This is a genomic window from Micromonospora reichwaldensis (assembly GCF_031845925.1).
In the GTDB taxonomy this organism is placed as follows: Bacteria; Actinomycetota; Actinomycetes; order Mycobacteriales; family Micromonosporaceae; genus Micromonospora; species Micromonospora reichwaldensis.
Window position 1 is genome coordinate 17,230 of the sequence record NZ_JAVRFL010000041.1, and the last position, 18,011, is coordinate 35,240.

The 18,011-nt window shown below is 74.8% G+C and carries 20 protein-coding genes; 6 read left to right on the plus strand and 14 right to left on the minus strand.

The window, feature by feature from the left end:
* Nucleotides 1-64 precede the first annotated feature (64 nt).
* The 3 genes from RM555_RS26355 to RM555_RS26365 form a co-directional block, all read right to left on the minus strand.
* On the minus strand, nt 65-649 hold the full coding sequence (locus tag RM555_RS26355) for a general stress protein (RefSeq protein ID WP_311414266.1): 585 nt from the start codon (nt 647-649) through the stop codon (nt 65-67).
* Nucleotides 650-702: 53 nt separating this feature from the next.
* A complete protein-coding gene (locus RM555_RS26360) occupies nt 703-1,512 on the minus strand; it encodes a helix-turn-helix domain-containing protein (protein WP_311414267.1) in 810 nt (269 codons plus the stop codon).
* Between the two features lie 77 nt (nt 1,513-1,589).
* On the minus strand, nt 1,590-2,969 hold the full coding sequence (locus RM555_RS26365; RefSeq protein ID WP_311414268.1) for a glycoside hydrolase family 6 protein: 1,380 nt from the start codon (nt 2,967-2,969) through the stop codon (nt 1,590-1,592).
* Between the two features lie 168 nt (nt 2,970-3,137).
* Between RM555_RS26365 and RM555_RS26370 the strand changes: the two genes are divergently transcribed.
* Nucleotides 3,138-3,653, plus strand: coding sequence for a metallophosphoesterase family protein (locus RM555_RS26370; protein WP_311414269.1), 516 nt, complete (start codon nt 3,138-3,140; stop codon nt 3,651-3,653).
* On the opposite strand, the gene RM555_RS26375 is transcribed toward RM555_RS26370, so the two are convergent.
* Nucleotides 3,647-3,862, minus strand: a complete 216-nt coding sequence (locus tag RM555_RS26375) for a DUF3072 domain-containing protein (protein ID WP_311414270.1) — start codon at nt 3,860-3,862, stop codon at nt 3,647-3,649. The two genes, RM555_RS26370 and RM555_RS26375, sit on opposite strands and share 7 nt — an antisense overlap.
* 164 nt (nt 3,863-4,026) lie before the next feature.
* On the opposite strand from RM555_RS26375, the gene RM555_RS26380 reads away from it, so the two are divergent.
* Entirely contained in the window at nt 4,027-4,965 is a 939-nt protein-coding gene (locus RM555_RS26380) for an NAD(P)/FAD-dependent oxidoreductase (RefSeq protein WP_311414306.1), read from the plus strand.
* A 39-nt stretch (nt 4,966-5,004) separates the two neighbouring features.
* Here RM555_RS26380 and RM555_RS26385 read toward each other — a convergent pair whose 3' ends face one another.
* From RM555_RS26385 to RM555_RS26395, 3 genes are all read right to left on the minus strand, one after another.
* Nucleotides 5,005-6,294, minus strand: a complete 1,290-nt coding sequence (locus RM555_RS26385; protein WP_311414271.1) for a cation:proton antiporter — start codon at nt 6,292-6,294, stop codon at nt 5,005-5,007.
* 105 nt (nt 6,295-6,399) lie between these two features.
* A complete protein-coding gene (locus RM555_RS26390; protein ID WP_311414272.1) occupies nt 6,400-7,077 on the minus strand; it encodes an HAD family hydrolase in 678 nt (225 codons plus the stop codon).
* A 40-nt stretch (nt 7,078-7,117) separates the two neighbouring features.
* A complete protein-coding gene (locus RM555_RS26395; RefSeq protein WP_311414273.1) occupies nt 7,118-9,244 on the minus strand; it encodes an ATP-binding SpoIIE family protein phosphatase in 2,127 nt (708 codons plus the stop codon).
* Nucleotides 9,245-9,433: 189 nt separating this feature from the next.
* Here RM555_RS26395 and RM555_RS26400 point away from each other — a divergent pair, with 189 nt between their 5' ends.
* Nucleotides 9,434-10,300 carry a mechanosensitive ion channel family protein gene (locus RM555_RS26400; protein WP_311414274.1) on the plus strand — a complete coding sequence of 289 codons (867 nt, stop codon included), beginning with the start codon at nt 9,434-9,436 and terminating at the stop codon, nt 10,298-10,300.
* Between the two features lie 91 nt (nt 10,301-10,391).
* On the opposite strand, the gene RM555_RS26405 is transcribed toward RM555_RS26400, so the two are convergent.
* A complete protein-coding gene (locus tag RM555_RS26405) occupies nt 10,392-10,769 on the minus strand; it encodes a DUF6401 family natural product biosynthesis protein (protein WP_311414275.1) in 378 nt (125 codons plus the stop codon).
* A 162-nt stretch (nt 10,770-10,931) separates the two neighbouring features.
* On the opposite strand from RM555_RS26405, the gene RM555_RS26410 reads away from it, so the two are divergent.
* The gene (locus RM555_RS26410; RefSeq protein ID WP_151455767.1) at nt 10,932-11,381 is read left to right on the plus strand and encodes a hypothetical protein; all 450 of its coding nucleotides are present in this window, start codon (nt 10,932-10,934) and stop codon (nt 11,379-11,381) included.
* 76 nt (nt 11,382-11,457) lie between these two features.
* Here RM555_RS26410 and RM555_RS26415 read toward each other — a convergent pair whose 3' ends face one another.
* Nucleotides 11,458-13,227 carry an ABC transporter ATP-binding protein gene (locus RM555_RS26415; protein ID WP_311414276.1) on the minus strand — a complete coding sequence of 590 codons (1,770 nt, stop codon included), beginning with the start codon at nt 13,225-13,227 and terminating at the stop codon, nt 11,458-11,460.
* Between the two features lie 74 nt (nt 13,228-13,301).
* Between RM555_RS26415 and RM555_RS26420 the strand changes: the two genes are divergently transcribed.
* Nucleotides 13,302-13,865: a TetR/AcrR family transcriptional regulator gene (locus RM555_RS26420; RefSeq protein ID WP_311414277.1), complete on the plus strand. Its 564-nt coding sequence runs from the start codon at nt 13,302-13,304 to the stop codon at nt 13,863-13,865.
* Between the two features lie 41 nt (nt 13,866-13,906).
* Here the strand turns inward: RM555_RS26420 and RM555_RS26425 are convergent, their stop codons facing one another.
* Nucleotides 13,907-14,119 carry a hypothetical protein gene (locus RM555_RS26425; RefSeq protein ID WP_132235960.1) on the minus strand — a complete coding sequence of 71 codons (213 nt, stop codon included), beginning with the start codon at nt 14,117-14,119 and terminating at the stop codon, nt 13,907-13,909.
* A 154-nt stretch (nt 14,120-14,273) separates the two neighbouring features.
* Here RM555_RS26425 and RM555_RS26430 point away from each other — a divergent pair, with 154 nt between their 5' ends.
* Nucleotides 14,274-15,482 carry an MFS transporter gene (locus tag RM555_RS26430; RefSeq protein ID WP_311414278.1) on the plus strand — a complete coding sequence of 403 codons (1,209 nt, stop codon included), beginning with the start codon at nt 14,274-14,276 and terminating at the stop codon, nt 15,480-15,482.
* A 48-nt stretch (nt 15,483-15,530) separates the two neighbouring features.
* On the opposite strand, the gene RM555_RS26435 is transcribed toward RM555_RS26430, so the two are convergent.
* The 4 genes from RM555_RS26435 to RM555_RS26450 form a co-directional block, all read right to left on the minus strand.
* The gene (locus RM555_RS26435) at nt 15,531-15,791 is read right to left on the minus strand and encodes a hypothetical protein (protein ID WP_311414279.1); all 261 of its coding nucleotides are present in this window, start codon (nt 15,789-15,791) and stop codon (nt 15,531-15,533) included.
* Nucleotides 15,792-15,884: 93 nt separating this feature from the next.
* Nucleotides 15,885-16,346: an SRPBCC family protein gene (locus RM555_RS26440; protein ID WP_132235966.1), complete on the minus strand. Its 462-nt coding sequence runs from the start codon at nt 16,344-16,346 to the stop codon at nt 15,885-15,887.
* Nucleotides 16,347-16,398: 52 nt separating this feature from the next.
* Nucleotides 16,399-16,815, minus strand: a complete 417-nt coding sequence (locus RM555_RS26445; protein WP_132235968.1) for a DUF2795 domain-containing protein — start codon at nt 16,813-16,815, stop codon at nt 16,399-16,401.
* A gap of 72 nt (nt 16,816-16,887) precedes the next feature.
* A complete protein-coding gene (locus tag RM555_RS26450) occupies nt 16,888-17,868 on the minus strand; it encodes a YihY/virulence factor BrkB family protein (RefSeq protein ID WP_311414280.1) in 981 nt (326 codons plus the stop codon).
* Between the last annotated feature and the right edge of the window lie 143 nt (nt 17,869-18,011).

Below are 18,011 nucleotides of genomic sequence, written 5' to 3' on the forward strand. Positions count from 1 at the left end.
GGTCGCCGGCTGCCGGGCGAGGGGCCCGGGCCGGTCGCGGCCGGCGGACGACCCGGCGAGGGCCTCAGCGGGCGGGCGGTGACGCCGCCATGTGCATCCGGCCGAGCAGCTGACGCGCCTGCTCGGCGTACTGCGCGTCGACGATCACGGCGTACTGGCCGGCGCGCAGCGAGCTGGCCGAGGTGAAGTCGCGCCGCCCGCCGGTCATCGCGTGCGCGACCGCGCCGAACACCGCTCCCCAGATCGCGCCGACGACGAGCCCGACCAGGATCGCCGCGACCCAGTTGCCGGTGGTGAAGATGCCGAACAGCAGCCCGATGAAGAGCCCGAACCAGGCGCCCGTGCCGGCCCCCGCCAGGGCCGCCCGCCCCGTCGTCATCCGGCCGAGCACGGTCTCGACCAGGGTGAGGTTCGTGCCGACGATGGCGCTGTGTTCGACCGGGAACCGGTTGTCCGCCAGGTAGTCGACCACCCGCTGGGCGGACGGATAGTCCGGGTACGACCCGATCGTCACGGTGGGCGGACCGGTCTGTGGGCCGTGCCCGTCGTGGCCGGGGCCGCTCGGGCGGCCGGCCGGACCGGACGGGAGGGTGTCGCCGCCCGGCATCCCGGGCCGCCATGCCGAGGTGGGACTCGACGGTGTGGTCATGAGTTCCTCCTTCGTCGACCGCCCGCGTTCCCGCCGCCGTCGCGAGGTAACGCTCAGCGGACGGCGGCACGCAGGTACGCGGCGGTGGCCTCGTCGGCGGGGAAGAAGGACTCGATGGAGAGCTCCTCGACCGTCACGTCCAGCGGGGTGCCGAAGGTCGAGACGGTGCTGAGGAAGGCCAGCTCGCCGCCCGGGTGACGCAGTCGCAGGGGCACGACCACGTCCCCGGCGCGGGGCAGGCCCGCGTCCGGGTCGGCCGGCCCGCCCGGGTAGCCGCGCAGCTCGTCGTGCAGGGCGCCCAGTTCGGGATCGTCGGCCAGCGCCAGGTGCCGGCGCAGCCGCCCGAGCAGGTGGGCCCGCCACTCGCCGAGGTTGGCGATCCGGGGCGCCATGCCCTCGGGGTGCAGCGTCAGCCGCAGCGCGTTGGCCGGCGGCCGGAGCAGGTGCGCGGCGGCACCCTCCGTGAGCAGCGGCAGGGCGGCGTTGCCGGCGACCAGGTTCCAGCGCCGGTCCACCGCGACGGCCGGGTACGGCTCGTGCGCCCGCAGGACCCGGCGTACCGCGTCGAGGACCCGTCGCAGCTCGGGGGAGTCCAGCGGGGCGTGGGAGTAGACGGGGGCGTACCCGGCGGCCAGCAGCAGCCGGTTGCGGTCGCGCAGCGGCACGTCGAGGTGCTCGGCCAACCGCAGGACCATCTCCCGGCTGGGCGCGGAGCGCCCGGTCTCCACGAAGCTGAGGTGCCGGGTGGAGATCTCCGCCCCGACCGCGAGGGCGAGCTGGCTGAGCCCGCGGCGCCGGCGCCACTGCCGCAGCAGCGCCCCGACCGGCGCCCGCCGCTCCTGCGCCGCCACGGCCACGCCCACGCGCCGATTCTAGGCCGCGCCGCACGGCACGGCCCCGGGCCTCGCCCGCCCCGTGCGGGACGGGCGAGGCGCGGCGGTCAGGAGCAGGCGGTGCCGTTGAGGGTGAACCCGGTCGGGGTGGGCAGGGCGCCGCCCGGCCAGGTGCCCTGGAACCCGAGCGAGGCCGTGCCGCCCGTGGGCAGGCCGGCGTTCCAGGCGGCGTTGCGCACGGTGATCCGGTCGCCCGACTGGGTCCAGTCGCCGTTCCAGCCGTTGGTCAGCCGGACCCCGGCGCCGGGGGCGAACGTGAGGGTCCAGCCGGTGAGCGCGGTGCCGTGGTTGGTCACCCGCAGCTCGGCGGTGAAGCCACCGGACCACGAGTTCGGGGTGTACGACACCGTGCAGCCGCCGGTCGGCGGGGGAGTGCTCGGCGGGGGCGTCGTGGGCGGGGCGGTGGTCGGGGGCGCCGTCGTGGGCGGGGCGGTGGTCGGCGGGGCGGTGGTGGGGGCCGGGCCGGCGGCCAGGGCCAGGTCGTACGCCCGTTGCGGCACGAACTGGCCGGCCGGCGCGATGCAGCCGTCCGCCTCGCCGGGCAGCTTCACCCACAGGTACGCGTCGATGGCGGAGTCGCCGGTGGCGGTGGTGCTCGGGGTGCCGATGGCCCGCCCGGCCGGGTCGCACCACTCGGAGCCGGCCGGCCCGTTGCCGTTGCGGCTGGTGTCGACGACCGCCTTGAGCCGGGACACCCCGGTCGCCGCGATCACGGCCTTGGCGTAGGCGACCTCGTCGGCGGTGCGCCGGTAGTTGGAGACGTTGAGCGAGATGCCGTCCGCGCTGTTGGCGACGTCCGCGCCGAGCAGCCGGGAGGCGGCCTCGCCGGGGGCGAGCCACGCGGAGTGCCCGATGTCGAAGTAGACCCTCGCGGCGGCCGATCCCGCCTTGAGCTTCTTGCCGGCGTACGCCATGGAGGCCTTCGTCTCGGCCTGCTGGGCCGCGTTCTGGCAGCTCGTCATCAGGGGCAGCACGTCGGGTTCCAGGACGATGGTCGCCGGCCGCCCGGCCAGGCCGGCCGCGACCTGGTCGACCCACTGCCGGTACGTGGCGTGGTCGGGCGCGCCGCCGCCGCTCGCTCCGCTGCAGTCCCGGTTCGGGATGTTGTAGACGACCAGGATCGGCACCTTGCCGGCGGCCGCCGCCGCGCCGACCAGGGCGTCGACCTCGGACCGTACGGTCGAGGTGTTGGTCCGGGTGAACCACCGGCCCTGGGGAACGTTCGCGATCCGGCCGGAGATCACGGCGGCCCGGGGGTCGCCGGGGTTGGCGGCGACCCAGGCCGCCGCGGCCGTCGCCGGGTCGACGTAGAACGCCGAGTCGGCGGCGGCCGCGGCGGGTGCGCGGACGATGCCGACGGTGACGGTGGCGGCGACGGTGAGCGCCGCGGCGGCGCTCAGCGCGGCGAGTGCGGGTCTGCTTCTCACGGGATCTCCATTCCATCGAGGAGCACCGCTGGAAGCGCTCCCATGCATCGCCGTCAAACTACGTGCTGATTGCGGCGATGTGAAGGGTCCGCGTCGAGGTCGCGACTTTCCGGGGCGTCCGGCCGGCGTGCCGACCACCAGCGCGCGGTCCGCGGGGAGAATGGCGGGATGCGCCTGGTGATCACCGCCGACACCCACGTGCCGAAGCGGGCCCGGGACCTGCCGGAGCCCCTCTGGGCGGCGGTCGACGCCGCCGACGTGGTGCTGCACGCGGGGGACTGGGTCGACGAGGCGCTGCTGGACGCCCTCGCCGCCCGGGCCCGCCGCCTGGTCGGGGTGTACGGCAACAACGACGGGCCGGCGCTGCGCGCCCGGCTGCCGGAGATCGCCCGGGTGGAACTCGACGGGCTGCGGATCGCCGTCGTGCACGAGACCGGCCCGAAGACCGGGCGGGAGAGCCGCTGCGCGACCCGCTTCCCCGACACCGACGTGCTGGTCTTCGGCCACTCGCACATCCCCTGGGACACGGTCGCTCCGGGCGGCCTGCGGCTGCTCAACCCCGGCTCGCCCACCGACCGGCGGGCCCAGCCGTACGCCACGTACCTGACGGCGCGGGTGGCGGCGGGACGGCTCGACGAGGTCGAACTGCACCGCCTGCCACCGCGCCGCCCGCCCGGTCACTGACCGCGGCCGGTCTCCTCCTGGAGCTGGTCGATCCGCTTGGAGGCCTCGGCCTTCGTCAGGCCCTCCGGCGGCTCCTCGCCGGCCTCCCGGGCCAGGGTCGCCAGGTAGGACTCCTGGGCGGCGGTCGGCGGCTCCTCGCCGGTGACCCACTCGTCCGGGTCCTTGATGGCGCCCTGCGGGTCGACCTGGCTGCTGCTGCGGTCCGTCATGGTCTCCACCTTCCTTCGAACAGACGTGCCAATACCCCGTGCGGCGCCGATCCATGCCGCATCTCCGGCGCGTCGTACGCCGGACGCGCCGGGCGTGTCTCCGGACGTCCACGCGACGCGGGCGCGCATACGATCACCGGATGACGGCGGCGCAGCGGGCGGGTGTGGTGGTGGTCGGCGCGGGCATCGCCGGAGTGGCGTGCGCGACGGAACTGGCCCGCGCCGGCATCCCGGTGGAGATCCGCGAGCGCGCCCGGGTGGCCGGCGGCCGGATGGCCAGCCGCCGCTTCGACGGCCGGCCGGCCGACACCGGCGCCGCATACTTCACGGTCAGCGATCCGGACTTCGCCGAGGTGGCCGAGGGGTGGCGCTCGGCCGGTCTGGCCCGCGAGTGGACCGACACCTTCGTCGCGTACGGCGCCGACGGGCGGCGTGCGGCGCCCGGCCCGATGCGGTGGGCGGCGACCCGGGGGCTGCGCTCGCTGGTGGAGCACCTGGCCCGGGAGTTGCCGGTGACCGTGGACCGGCTCGTGCTCGGCGTCACGCTGGGGCCGGTGGTGGACGGGCGGCCCTGCGAGGCGGTGGCGCTCGCCATGCCGGGGCCGCAGGCGGCCCTGCTGCTCGACCCGGCCCTGGCCGACGCCACCCGGGCCACGCAGGTCCAACGCTGGTCGCCGTCCCTGGCCGCCGTGCTGCGTTTACCGGCCCGCCGGTGGGCCACCTTCCGGGGCGCCTTCGTCAACGACCACCCGCTGCTGAACCTCGTCTGCGACGACGGCGACCGCCGCGGCGACGACGCGCCGGTGCTGGTCGCCCACACCACACCCGAGTTCGCCGCCGGCCACCTCGCCCAGCCCTCCGGGGCCGGCCCGGCGATCGAGGAGGCCGTCCGGGACCTGCTGGGGCTGCCCGAAGCGGCGGAGCACGTGCACGTGCACCGCTGGACGTACGCGAAGCCGACCGCCGGCCCCGGCGGGACGTACCACCTCGACGCCGACGGCGTGGGGCTGGCCGGCGACGCCTTCGGCAAGCCCAGGGTGCAGAGCGCCTGGCTCTCCGGCCGTGACCTCGGCCGCGCCCTCGTCACCCGCCTGCGCGGGTGACGAGGAAGGGGCCCCTGCGCACACCGGCGGGGCGGGCGGTCAACCCCCGGCGGTGACGGGCTCGCCGGCGCGGTGGCGCTCGGACGGGTCGGACGTGCGTTCCCCCGCCCGGTCCAGCAACTGCATCACCGGGGTCGCCGCGATGCCGTGCACCACCACCGAGACGATCACCACGAGGCCGACGGTCGCCCAGATCAGGTCCGCCTGGGGGAAGTCGGTCTTCGCGGTCGCGTACGCGATGTAGAAGAACGAGCCGACGCCCCGGATGCCGAACAGGGCGATCACCCAGTGCTCGGCCGGCCGGCCGGGCGCTCCCCGCAGCGACAACCAGCCGAGCAGCGGGCGGACCACGAAGACCAGCGCCAGCCCGACCGCGGCGGCCGGCCAGGTCAGCGGGCCCAGCAGGCCACCCACCACGGCGCCGCCGAAGAGCAGCAGCAACAGCACGGTGAGCAGCCGCTCCACCTGCTCGGCGAAGTCGTGCAGCACGGAGTGGAACTCGTGGGTGCGCTCGGCGGCCCGGATCGCCCGCGCGGCCACGAAGACCGCCAGGAAGCCGTACCCGCTGACGACCTCCACCAGCCCGTACGCCAGGAAGGTCGCGGCCAGCGCGAGGAAGCCCTCCGAGTGCCGGGCCAGCCGCAGCTTGCTCGGGGCCCGGAAGAAGAGCTTGCCGAGCAGCCACCCGACCAGCCACCCGCCCGCCACCCCGGCCGCCACCTTCCAGAGCACGTCCACGCCGAGCCAGTGGCCCAGCCAGTCGCCCGGGGCGAGGCTGGTGGTGGCGATGGCGATGGCCGCGTACACGAAGGGGAAGGCCAGCCCGTCGTTCAGCCCGGCCTCGGAGGTGAGGGCGAAGCGGACCTCGTCCTCGGAGTCCTCGACGTCGGTGGGCTCGCCGACCTGCACGTCGGCGGCGAGCACCGGATCGGTCGGGGCGAGGGCCGCCCCCAGCAGCAGCGCGGCGGCCGGCACCAGCCCGGCCCACCACCAGCCGAGCACCGCCACCGCCACGATGCACAGCGGCATGGCGATGGCCAGCAGCCGCCAGGTCGACGACCAGCGGGCCCAGCTCAACGGCCGGTCAATCTTCAGCCCGGCGCCCATCAGCGCGACGATGACGCCGATCTCGGTGAGGTGGGTGGCGATCTCCGGGTGCGCGAGCGGATCAGGGTCCGGCAGCCCGACGGGGAGGAGGAAGACCAGCATGCCCAGCCCGAGGAAGGCGATCGGCATGGACAATGGTCGACGTTCGAGCACGCGGGGCAGGATCCCCGCCAGCAGCGCGCCCAGACCGACCACCGCGAACGCCACGTCTACCGGCTCCACGACCCCACCTCTCCGCCTCGCCCACGGCGTGCGGGCAGGTGGTGCAAGTCCTTGCCCCCGGAAGACTTCTCGTATTCCTCTTCGGAGCGGCGGAGCCGGCGGCGGTCACCCCGCCCGGGTGACCGGCGAGTCGTCGAGGGCGGCGAGCAGCGCGGCGGGGTCCTCGTAGACGGCCACCGCACCGGCCCCGGCCAGCTCGCCCCGGCCGGTGCCGCCGCAGGTCAGACCGACGCAGGGGATGTCCAGCTCGCCGGCGGCGGCGACGTCCCACACCGAGTCACCGACGAAGACCACGCGTTCGGCGGCGAGCCCGGACTGCTCCAGCGCGGCGACCAGGATGTCCGGCGCCGGCTTGCTCTCCCGCGCGTCCGCCGAGCTGGTGATCGTGTGGATCACGTCGTCGGCGGCCAGCGCCCGGCGCAGCGCGACCACCTCGTGCTCGGCGGCGGAGGTCGCCAGCACCACCCGCAGTCCCCGCTCCGCGCAGGCGCGTAGCAGGTCGGCGGCGCGGGGCAGCGGGACCAGCCGCTCCCAGTACTCGGCGAAGAGGGTGTCGTGGGCGGCGCGCAGCTTCTGGTCCGCGCTCCGGTCGCGCTCCGGGCCGAGCAGGTGGTCGAGCAGCTTGTCCGAGCCCATCCCGATGGCGCGGTGGATCGTCGCCATGGGTACGGGCCGGTCGGTCTGGCGCAGCGCCTCCCACCAGCTCACGGTGTGCAGGTAGGTGGTGTCGACCAGGGTGCCGTCCACGTCGAAGAGGACACCGGTGGGCTTGTCGGTGGGCATACGGTCCTCCTACCCCGTCGGGCCGGGCTGACGCCACCGCTCACGCGGGCGGGATGAGGATCTCGAACCAGACCGTCGAGCCGCGTACGGTCGGGTCCGTCCCCCACGCGTCGCTCAGCTCCTCGATCAGCCCCAGTCCCCGCCCCCGGCTGCTGAGCGTGTCGGTCTGCGCGCGCGTCACCGTGCCCCGGGTGCCCGAGTCGGCGACCGACACCAGCAGCCGCTCCGGGCTGAGGTCGATCTCCACCCGGGCGGCCGTGCCGGCGTGCAGCAGGGCGTTGGTGGTCAGCTCGCTGGTGCAGAGCACCGCCCCGCCGATGATCGACTCGGGCACCTGCCACTCCGTGAGCTGCGCGGTCATCCAGTGCCGTACCCGGCTCGGCGCGGTCGGCTCGGCCGGCACCTCCATGCTCGTCGACCGGGACGGCCGCAGCGCGTGCTCCACCGCCAGCACCGCGACGTCGTCCTCGGTGGCGCCGGGCACCGCCGCGGTGGCCACCGCGCACAACGCGCGGGGGTCGCCGCTGCCCGCGCCGGCCACGGCGACGGCCAGGGCGTCCAGGCCGGTCGTCAGGTCCTGCCAGCGCCGCTCCACCACACCGTCGCTGAACAGCAGCAGCGTGTCGCCGGGGGCGAAGGGCACCGTGACGGTGCGCGGCCGGCAGCCCAGGCCCAGCGGAGCGCCCGCGGGCACGTCGAGGTATGCGGCGACCGGGTCGCCGTCCGGGGCGCACCGGCGGATCAGCGGGGCGGGGTGACCGGCGCTGGCCAGGGTGAGCCGCCGCCGGTCGGCGTCGACGACCCCGAAGACCACCGTCACGAAGAGCTCGTGCGTGTCGCCCTCGGCGCCCAGGCTGGTGACCAACCGGTCGAGCCCGGCCAGCACGGCGTCGGGGCGGGGGTCGGTCAGCGCCAGCGCCCGCAGCGCCGCGCGGACCTGACCCATCCGGGCCGCGGCCTGCACGTCGTGGCCGGCGACGTCGCCGAGGACGATCCCCAGGCCGCCGTCGGGCAGCAGGAAGGCGTCGTAGAAGTCCCCGCCGGCGGCGTTGCCGTCGACGCCCGGGTCGTAGCGGGCGGCGATCCGCATCCGGGGCAGGTCGGGCAGGTGCTCCGGCAGCATGCTGCGTTGCAGCAGCTGGGCCGTGCCGTGCTGGGTCTCGAACCGGCGGGCCCGCTCGGCGGCCTGGCCGACCAGCTCGGCCGAGGCGGCCAGCAGCGCGCGCCGGGCGGCCGACCAGACGTGCGGGACGTGGTAGCCGACCGTCAGCCCGCCGCGCACCACCGAGGCCCGCAGCGGCACCGCCGCGAGCGAGCGGACCTTCTGGTCGTGCCGGTCCACCGCGATGTCCCGCAGCGGCTGGCCGTCGTCGACGAAGTGCGGCACGCCGCTGCGGGCGGAGGCCACCACCGGCCCCAGCCAGTCCGGCGGGACGCGCCGCCACAGCGGGGGGAGCCGCTCGTCGGCCTCGTCCATCAGCTCGCCGCGGATGCGCCGGACCATCCGCCAGCCGCCGCCGCCCTCGTCGACGGCGAACGAGACCCGGTCGGCGTCGAACGCGGTGATCGCGTAGCGCAGCGCGACCCGGGCCACGTCGTCCAGGGTCAGGGTGCCGGCGAGCGCCGCGGCGAAGTCGCTGAGGCTCTGCAACTGCTGGGTGACCTGGGTGGTCTCCGCGGCCACGGTCAGCACGCCGACGATCCGCCCGGCGCTGTCGCGCACGGGGGAGTAGCCCCGGGTGAAGACCGACTGCTCGACCAGGCCGGGACGGCGGTGCAGCGGAAGCGTCGTCTCCTTCTCCAGGAACGGCTCCCCGGAGCGGTAGGTGTGCGCGATGGCGTCCCCGACGCCGGGCAGCGGCCACGACTCCGCGAACACCTGGGCCGCCGGCCGGCCCACCGCGTCGGGGTGCCGGTCGCCGATCAGCTCCGCGTACGCGTCGTTGTAGACGAGCAGGTGCTCGTCGCCCAGGGTGAGGGCCATGGGTACGGGCGAGGCGAGGAGCAGTTCGGTGGCGGCCCGGACCGCCGGGTCCCACGTCCGCCACGCACCGAGCGGGGTGCCACCCCAGTCGTGGCGCGGGACGGCGGCCGCCATGCCCGACGCGGAGGGCGTTCCCGAGACCGGGGCTGGTGGGTTCGGGACCCGTCCGACCGTTCCTGGCATGAGCGCAGCCTAGCCGGAGGGTCCGTCGGCTGTTTCCGATCATGCCCCGCACCACGCCGGGGCCGAACGTTCGGGCAGTTCAGGGCCGTTCTGCGGTGACATGTCGGGAAAAACTCGGGGACCGGGACGGCGTGCCGCGTCGGCGACCGGGTAAGCGCGCGGCGCAGTCCATGCGACAGGAGGGACATCATGCCGGAAAGCCTCGCGGTCAGGCAGGTCGACATCGGCGACGCCGTGGCCGACATGTGGAGGTCGGTGCTGCTGTTCATACCGCGGGCCATCGCGTTCATCGCGATCCTCGTGGTCGGATGGCTCATCGCCAGAGCCGTGCTCAAGATCGTGGACACGGCGCTGGAACGGGTCGGGTTCGACAGGGCGGTGGAACGGGGCGGCATCAAGCGCGCGCTGGAACGCACCAAGTACGACGCCAGCGACATCCTGGCGAGACTCGCGTACTACGCCGTGCTGCTGTTCACCCTGCAGTTCGCCTTCGGGGTGTGGGGACCCAACGCGATCAGTGACCTGATCAGCGGCGTGGTCGCCTGGCTGCCACGCGCCTTCGTGGCGATCGTGATCATCGTCGTGGCCGCCGCGATCGCCAACGCCGTCCGGGATCTGGTCACCGGGGCGCTGGGCGGGCTCGCGTACGGCAAGGTCCTGGCGGACCTGGTGGCGGTCTTCATCCTCGCGCTGGGTGTGATCGCCGCGCTGAACCAGGTGGGCATCGCCACCACGGTGACCACACCGGTGCTGATCGCGGTGCTCGCCACCGTGGCCGGCATCCTGATCATCGGTGTCGGCGGCGGCCTGGTGCGGCCGATGCAGAACCGCTGGGAAGGCTGGCTGAACCGGATGGCCGAGGAGTCGCGGGCGGTGCAGGAGCACCGCCGGGCCCGGGAGGCCGGTCAGACCGACGTCGGCCGGCAGATGGCGGACCGGACGGCGGCCGAGCGCACCGAGGTCATGCCCCGCGGGCAGGAGTCCGCGACGGCCGGCGGGCGCGGCACGTACCAGTCGGGGAACGTCAGCGACGAGACCCAGCAGTTCCGCCGCTGACCTGGCGGTGAGCGGAACGGGGAGGGGTGTCCGCGGACGTGCGGGCGCCCCTCCGGCGTGTGCGACCGGGGCGGCCTGCCGGGGCCGCGGTTCAGACCAGCGGGAGCGGGGCGGTCGCCGGGGTCCCGAGCGAGCGGGTCAGCGCGCAGACCGCGAGCAGCCGGGTGAGCAGCCAGTCCGGTGCGGACCAGTCCACCGGGGCCGCCGGCGGCTGCCAGCCGTGCTCCAGCGCGGCGGCGCGGACGCCCTCCGCATAGCCGGCGAGCGCGGCGGCGCTCAGTGGCCGGCGGTCGCCGTCCAGGCTCTCCCGCACCGCCGCGGCGTGCTGGTCGACCAGGGCGAGCAGGCCCGGACGCGCGGCAGCGGCGGCCAGTCCCTCGGCGCCGACCGAGGCGGACAGGACAGCGAGGGTGGCTCGCGCCGAACTGGCGGCGGAACGGGCCTCGACCCGGGTGAACGGCACACGCATGGTGACCGAGGCTATCCGGCCGTGACCAGGGTCGACCTCGGCCGGTCGGCGGGTTTTTCACCCTCCCCCGAACGGTCAGCGGGCGGCGCGGGGGGTTGATCCGACGCGGGCGGGGCAGAGGAGAACCGCCCGGACGGGCACAGCCGAGACCTGGAGGAACGGATGGGACGACACGAGGACGGGCCGGACGAACGGCACCGCAGGCCCGCCGGGGTCAGCGACGAGACGGTGGCGGCGCTCGGCAAGCTCAGCGAGGCGCTGGAGTGCGTCGAGCGGGTCCGCGGTCACCTCTACTCGCTGCACCAGCTGGTGGGGCACGCCGACCTGATGCTCGACGACGCCGTGGAGATGTTCCGCGCCGCCGGGCACGACCGGATCGCCGACCGTATCGACACCGACCTGCTGGGCCGCAACGTGATCGCCGGACGGTGGACGTTCCAGATCGTCGAGGACTTCGACGACAACTACTACGCCCTCTTCCGCGACCTGGACCGGGCCGCCCGGGAGGAGCTGGTCGGCGGTCGCCGGCACCTCTACGAGGCGGAGATGAAGGAGCGGCGGCGCAGCCGGGGCCGCCCCGGTCACGAGGCGCGCCCCGACGGCGGAGGCTAGCCGCGTGCGCCCCCGCCGCGCGCGACGGGCGGCCCGCCGCGTCGGCGGGTGGGCTAGCTGTACGGCCCAGGGACAGCTAGCGCGCCGCGACCGGGTGCTCCTCGGCCGCGATGCGCAGCGCCTCGACCAGGCGGCGGTAGAGGTCGTCGCCGGCCAGCAGTTCGGCGTGGGTGCCCTGGGCCCGGATCCGGCCGTGCTCCAGCACCACGATCCGGTCGGCGTCGAGCACCGTGGAGAGCCGGTGTGCGATGGTCAGCACGGCGCCGACCGCCGCGCGCTGCCGGACGCACTCCTGCAACGCCGCCTCGGTCAGCCCGTCGACCTGCGCGGTCGCCTCGTCGAGCAGCAGCACGTCGGGGGTGCGCAGCATGGCCCGGGCCAGGGCGATGCGCTGGCGCTCCCCGCCGGACACCTCCGTCGACGACAGCGACGTGTCCAGTCCGTCCGGCAGTGAGTCGATCTTGTCGTCGAGCCGGACGGCGCGCAGCACCGCCCGGATCTCCTCCTCCGTGGCGTCCGGATGGGTGAACCGCAGGTTGTCGCGGATGGTGCCGGGCACCACCGGCGTCTCCTGCTCGACGTACGCCAGCCGGGCCCGCACCTGGTCGTGCCCGTGGGCCGCGTACGGGCGGCCGTCGAGCAGCAGTTGCCCCCGCTCGGGCTCGAGGAAGCGCAGGATCAGCGAGAAGAGCGTGGTCTTGCCGGCTCCCGAGGGCCCCACGATCGCGGTGTGCCCCCGCCGGGGGACGGCCAGGTCGATGTCCCGCACCGCCGGGGGCGCCTCCGGCCCGTACCGGGCGGTGACCCCGCGGAACACGAGCACCGGCTGTTCCGCGTCGGGCATCGGCGCGCGTTCCGCCGGGGCGGGCGCCGGTCCCGCCGGCTCGGTCGCGATGGTCTCGACCTCGCGGATGCGTCCCGCCGCCGCGATCCCCGCCTGCAACGCCGTGGTGTTCTGGGTCAGCTCCGTGATCGGCCCCATCAGCTGGAACGTGTACAGCAGGAAGGCGATCAGGCTGGAGATCTCCAGCAGGCCGTGCTGGGCCCGCCAGGCGCCGATGCCCAGGATCGCGATGACCGCGAGCTGGATCCCCGTCCAGGCGATCGTCCAGACCGACGCCGTCACCCGCGCGGCCCGTACGCTGTGCGTCGCCGCCTGCCGGGCGTCGGCGACGATCCGCTCGGTCAACCGGGCTTCCGCCCGGCTGGCCTTGACCGTGCGGATCGCGCGCAGCGCCCCCTCCAGGACGCCGCCCAGCGCGCCCGTCGACTCCTGCGCCGCGGCCTGTGCCTGCCCGATGCGGGGCATCAGCGCGCCCATGACCGCGGCGACGACCAGCACGGCGGCCACGGTGCAGCCGAGCAGGAACAGGTCGAGCACCCCCATCAGCACGAGGGTGCCGGCCAGGGCGATGCCGGCGTTGACCAGGCCGACGATGCTGCCGGACGCCTCGCGTAGCAGCTGGGTGTCGGAGGTGGCCCGGGTGACCAGTTCGCCGGTGGGGCGGCGTTGCAGGTCGCCGACGCGGGCCCGGAAGTAGTGCCGGACGATCGAGGCCCGCGCGTCGAGCACGACGCGCTCGGCCAGCGTTCCGAGCAGCCGCCACTGCCACAGCGAGACGGCCGCGCCGACGACGACGAGCGCCAGCAGGGCGCCGATCGGGCGGGCCATCGACTCGCCGGCGCCGAGCGTGTCCAGGACCCACTTGGTGACCATCGGCGTCGCGAGCCCGGCCGCGTTGGCGGCGAGCCCCAGCACGAGACCGAGGAGCATCGTCCGCCGGTGCGGGACGAGGAACGAGGTGAGCGTGCGCAACCGGGAGAACGCCGGGGCGGAAGGAGTCATGCCCTGAATGGAACACTGGTGTTCCAGTGCGGTCAATCGGTATTCCGAAAGGACGTGTTGGTATCCTCGCCGACGTGACCGACCAGCAGGTGTCCGGCAGTCGCGCCCGGACCCGCCAGGCCATCGTCGACGCGGCGATCGAGGTGTGGGGGCGCAACCCCGCCGCCTCCCTCGGCGACATCGCCGCCGCCGCCGACGTGGGGCGTACGACGTTGCACCGCTACTTCGCCGAGCGGGCCGACCTGTTCGGGGCGGTCGGCGCCGAGGCCGGCGCCCGGCTGGACCGGGCGACCGCCCAGGCGCGGATCGCCGAGGGCACCGGTGCGTCAGCCGTGCGCCGGCTCTGCCAGGAGTACTTCGACCTCGGCACTCTGCTCTCGCTGATCTTCACCGAGCCGGAGACCGGTGCCGGTTCCATCGACGGCGGGTGCGACCCGGACTTCGTCGCGATGGTCGAACGCGGGCACCGCGACGGCACCATCGACCCGGAGCTGCCGGCGGGGTGGGTGCAGAGCCTGATCTGGTCCCAGTTGTACGCCGGTTGGGCCTACCTGGCCGAGACCGGTGCCTCCCGGCACGAGGTGCTGCGCCTGATCCTGCGCACCGTCGACGGCGCGATCGCGGTCAAGCCGGGATGATCCGGCCGGCGCGGCGGGATGCCGTCGCGCCGGCTGCCGCGTCACTCCATGGAGCGGGCGTCCGCCGGGCGGCGTCGGGCCGCATCGTCGGCGATGATCACGGTCGCCACCATCAGCGCGACGCAGAGGCTGAACAACCAGGAGTCGTCCGATGCCAGCTTGGCGGAGACGGGAGCCTGCAGCGCGGCGAGGAGGAAGCCGAGCCATGCCAGGCGGCGCTGACGCGTGGAGAGGATGCCGGAGCCCTGATGCATCCCGAAAGTCTTGCGCGCGACCCGGCGCTTGCCGTCAGCCGAACGGCCGATTCTGGATGAGCTGTCCGTTTTACCGCCCGTCCGGACCGTAATCTTCGTCCCACCGGGGGAGGCGGACTGGTGCCTCCGCCGACTCAGGGCAGGATGGTCCTCCGTGTCCACCGCCCCGCCCCGCGCCTCGCTGCTCCTGCTGGCCTACCTCGCCTTCGTCAGCCTCGGCCTGCCCGACGGCCTGATCGGCGTGGGCTGGCCCTCGATCCGGGCCGACTTCGGCGTGCCCACCGAGGCCGTCGGCCTCGTGCTCACCGCCGGCACCGCCGGCTACCTGACCTCCAGCGTGCTGGCCGGCTTCACGCTGGCCCGGCTCGGCGTCGGCTGGCTGCTCGCCGGCAGCACGCTGCTGGCCAGCCTCGCGCTCACCGGCTACGCGTCGACGCCCGGGCTCGCCCTGATGGTGGGCTGCGCGCTGGTGCTCGGCCTGGGCTCCGGCGCGATCGACTCCGGCCTGAACGCGTACGCGGCCGGCGCCTTCGGCCCCCGGCACATGAACTGGATGCACGCGTTCTTCGGCCTCGGCGTGGCGCTCGGGCCGTTGATCATGACCGGCGCGCTCAGCGCCGGGCTCTCCTGGCGCTGGGGCTACGGCCTGGTGGCGGGGGCCCAGCTCGCGCTGGCCGCCGCGTTCGCGCTGACCGTGCGGGCCTGGCGGGACCGCGCCCCGGCCCGCGAGCCCGCCGGACCCGCCGCCGGGGAGACGGCCGTCGCCCCACCGACCGTCACCCGGGTACGCGAGACGCTGCGCCTGCCGGCGGTCTGGCTCGGCGCGTCGGCCTTCGCCGTCTACGTGGCCATCGAGGTGGCGGCCGGGCTCTGGGCGTTCCTGCTGCTGACCGAGGGACGCGGCCTCGGCGCGGCCGTCGCCGGCGTCTGCGTCTCGGGCTACTGGGGCAGCCTGTTCGTCGGGCGCGTGGTGCAGGGCGTGGTGGCCGAACGGCTGGGCGCGACGGTGGTGCTGCGGGGCAGCCTCGCCGGGATGGCCGTCGGGGCGGTCCTGATCGCGCTGCCGGCACCGGCCTGGGTCGCCGTGGCCGGGCTGTTCGTCGTCGGCTTCGCCGCCGCCCCGGTCTTCCCGCTGCTCACCCTCACCACCGCCGAACGGGTCGGTGCGGCGCACGCGGACCGGACCATCGGGCTCCAGATCGCCGCGGCCGGGCTGGGCGGCGCGCTGGTGCCCGCCGGAATCGGGGTGCTGCTCGGCAACACCTCGGTCGAGCTGCTCGGGCCGGCGCTCGTCGTCCTCGCGCTGGGCCTGATCGCCCTGCACGCCGCCGGCACCCGCCGGCCGGCCCCCACGCCCCGCTAGCGGCGCGGCGGGCGGACCCGGGTGGGCCCGCCCGCCGCGCCGTGCGGTTCACATCGTGTCCGGTCCGGTCCGGCCGGTCGTCGAGGGCCGGTACGCCCGGTCCGGGTCGGTCGGCTCCCGGCCCGCACCGGCGCCCTGCCCGCCCCGGTCCGCCGCCTGAGGGCCGTGCCCGAAGGCCGCCTCCTCGCCGGCGTCGTTCGCCGTCACGTCGTCGGCCTGGCCGTCCAGGGTCGACCGCGCGACGGCCCGGTCCAGTTCCTGGAGCGAAGTCCGTTCCTCGTCCCGCCACACCTTGTCGTCGTCCGTCATGCCAATCGCGGTACCCCGGCCGGGTCCCCGCAAACGACGATGGCCGCCGGGGGAACCGGCGGCCATCGGAGGTTCGCACCCGGGGGCGGGGAATCAGGGCTGCGGGCGGTCGACCTTGCCGCGCCAGGCGCCGGTCTCCTGACCGCGTCGCTCGATGAACTGCTTGAACCGCTCCAGGTCGCCCTTCGCGCGCCGGTCGACGACGCCGAGCTTGTCGCCGGCCTGCTCGACCACGCCGTGCGGTTCGAATTCGAGCTGGAGCGTGACCCGGGTGGTGTCCTGGTCCAGCCGGTGGAAGGTCACCACGCCGGCCTGCTGGGTGCCGCCCGTGGAGCGCCACGCGACCCGCTCGTCCGGGAGCTGCTCGGTGATCTCGGCGTCGAACTCCCGCTTCACCCCGGCGATCTCCACCGTCCAGTGGGTCATCGTGTCCGTCAGCTGCCGGACCTCCTGGACCCCCTCCATGAAGTGGGGGAAGTCCTCGAACTGGGTCCACTGGTCGTACGCGGTGCGGACCGGGACGGAGACGTCCACGTGTTCGGTAACGCCACTCATAAGGCATCCTCCTTCGTCCGCCGGTGACGGGCCGGATCGTGCGGGGATCCGGTCACCAACGGGTCGTCTCGTTCTTGTGGCCGAGCGCCGCCCACACCTCGGAGATCGTCTGGTAGCGGGTGCCCTCGGGCAGCCGCTCCAGTTCGGCGACGATGTCCGCCGGCGCCTCGTTGTCCCGGGCGTTGGCGATCAGCGTCTCCCGGTCACCGGGCAGGGCGGCCATCGTGATGAACCGGCCGAGCCGGCTGCGTCGCTCGACGTCCTCGGAGCTCATCCCCTTGGGCGCGCCCGTACGCAGTTCGCCGGCCGGGGCCGTGGTCGGCTCCGGCTGGTCCTCACCCGCCGGCTCCGGCACACGGGACTCGTCGACCCGCGAGCCGCCGGTCCCCGGCCCCTGCACGAGGCCGCTGACCTCCCGGCTCATCTGCTCGTCGACCCTCGGTCCGTGCTTGCTGCTGCCACGTTCCATGCCTTCTGCGCTACCCGGTGGCACCGGCGGTAAACGGGCGCTCCGGCGTCGCGGCCGGTAAACCCGTACGGGTCACGTGGTGGCCGGCGTCTTCGGGGGCAGGACCGGCTCGTCGGGGTCCGGCTCGCCGGCCTGGAGCACCCGGCCGCGCTGGAGCTCCGCGTTGATCTGCACGCCGAGCATCAGCGCCGAGTTGGACAGGTAGAGCCAGACCAGGAACGCGATCACCGCACCGAGGCTGCCGTACGTGGCGTCGTACGAGCCGAAGTTGGCCACGTAGAGGCCGAAGCCGAAGGAGGCGAGGGCCCAGGCGACCAGGGCCACCGCGCCGCCCGGGGTGAGCCAGCGGAACCGCGGCTGCCGGACGTTCGGCGCGGTCCAGAACAGCAGGCTCAGCAGCACCATCATGATCATCGCGAGCACGGGCCACTTGGCGACGCTCCACGCCGTACGCGCCAGCCCGCCGGCGTTGATCAGGTCGCCCACCGCGTCGGTGACCGGCCCGCTGACGATCAGCCCGGTGGCGACGATCGCCAACAGCACCAGCGAGATCGCCGCCAGGCCGATCTGCACCGGCCGCAGCTTCCAGACCGGCCGCCCCTCCTCGACCCCGTAGACGGCGTTGGAGGCCCGGGTGAACGCCCCGATGAAGCCGGAGGCCGACCAGAGGGCACCGAGCAGACCGAAGCTCAGCAGCGCGCTGGCCGAGTCGTTCTGGTCGACCACGCCCCGCACCACGCCGACGAAGCCCTCGTTCGCCACCACCGAGCCGGCGCCCATGTCCCGGGCCAGGTCCAGCACGGTGTCGACGGTCTGTTCGCCGTTGGACACCAGCCCGACCAGGGCGACCACCACGATCGTGGACGGGAAGAGCGCGAGCACCCCGTAGTAGGTCAGGGCGGCGGCCCAGTCCGCGCAGTTGTCCTTGACGAAGTTGCGCACGCTGCGCACCAGCACTCCGCGCCAGGTGCGCCAGCTCAGCTGCCGTACCCGGCGGGGGATCCGCGGTCGCCGCTCCCCGGTGGGCACCGCGCCGGGTTCCGTCGTCGTCATGCCCGCTCCCTGCGCCCCGGCCGCCGGATGGCCCGGTGCATCCGGCTTCGCCTGGCCCGCCGGTACCCCTGGCCGGAAATCGACAAACCCGACCTCCGGTTTGCCGACCGGACGCGGGGGAACGGTCAGGGGGAACCCATCGA

What these genes read in the sequence shown, in the direction of transcription:
- RM555_RS26355 (WP_311414266.1), bottom strand. Translation starts at nt 649, where the DNA reads ATGACCACACCGTCGAGTCCCACCTCGGCATGGCGGCCCGGGATGCCG.
- RM555_RS26370 (WP_311414269.1), top strand. Translation starts at nt 3,138, where the DNA reads ATGCGCCTGGTGATCACCGCCGACACCCACGTGCCGAAGCGGGCCCGG.
- RM555_RS26375 (WP_311414270.1), bottom strand. Translation starts at nt 3,862, where the DNA reads ATGACGGACCGCAGCAGCAGCCAGGTCGACCCGCAGGGCGCCATCAAG.
- RM555_RS26390 (WP_311414272.1), bottom strand. Translation starts at nt 7,077, where the DNA reads ATGCCCACCGACAAGCCCACCGGTGTCCTCTTCGACGTGGACGGCACC.
- RM555_RS26395 (WP_311414273.1), bottom strand. Translation starts at nt 9,244, where the DNA reads ATGCCAGGAACGGTCGGACGGGTCCCGAACCCACCAGCCCCGGTCTCG.
- RM555_RS26400 (WP_311414274.1), top strand. Translation starts at nt 9,434, where the DNA reads ATGCCGGAAAGCCTCGCGGTCAGGCAGGTCGACATCGGCGACGCCGTG.
- RM555_RS26405 (WP_311414275.1), bottom strand. Translation starts at nt 10,769, where the DNA reads ATGCGTGTGCCGTTCACCCGGGTCGAGGCCCGTTCCGCCGCCAGTTCG.
- RM555_RS26410 (WP_151455767.1), top strand. Translation starts at nt 10,932, where the DNA reads ATGGGACGACACGAGGACGGGCCGGACGAACGGCACCGCAGGCCCGCC.
- RM555_RS26415 (WP_311414276.1), bottom strand. Translation starts at nt 13,227, where the DNA reads ATGACTCCTTCCGCCCCGGCGTTCTCCCGGTTGCGCACGCTCACCTCG.
- RM555_RS26425 (WP_132235960.1), bottom strand. Translation starts at nt 14,119, where the DNA reads ATGCATCAGGGCTCCGGCATCCTCTCCACGCGTCAGCGCCGCCTGGCA.
- RM555_RS26435 (WP_311414279.1), bottom strand. Translation starts at nt 15,791, where the DNA reads ATGACGGACGACGACAAGGTGTGGCGGGACGAGGAACGGACTTCGCTC.
- RM555_RS26440 (WP_132235966.1), bottom strand. Translation starts at nt 16,346, where the DNA reads ATGAGTGGCGTTACCGAACACGTGGACGTCTCCGTCCCGGTCCGCACC.
- RM555_RS26445 (WP_132235968.1), bottom strand. Translation starts at nt 16,815, where the DNA reads ATGGAACGTGGCAGCAGCAAGCACGGACCGAGGGTCGACGAGCAGATG.
- RM555_RS26450 (WP_311414280.1), bottom strand. Translation starts at nt 17,868, where the DNA reads ATGACGACGACGGAACCCGGCGCGGTGCCCACCGGGGAGCGGCGACCG.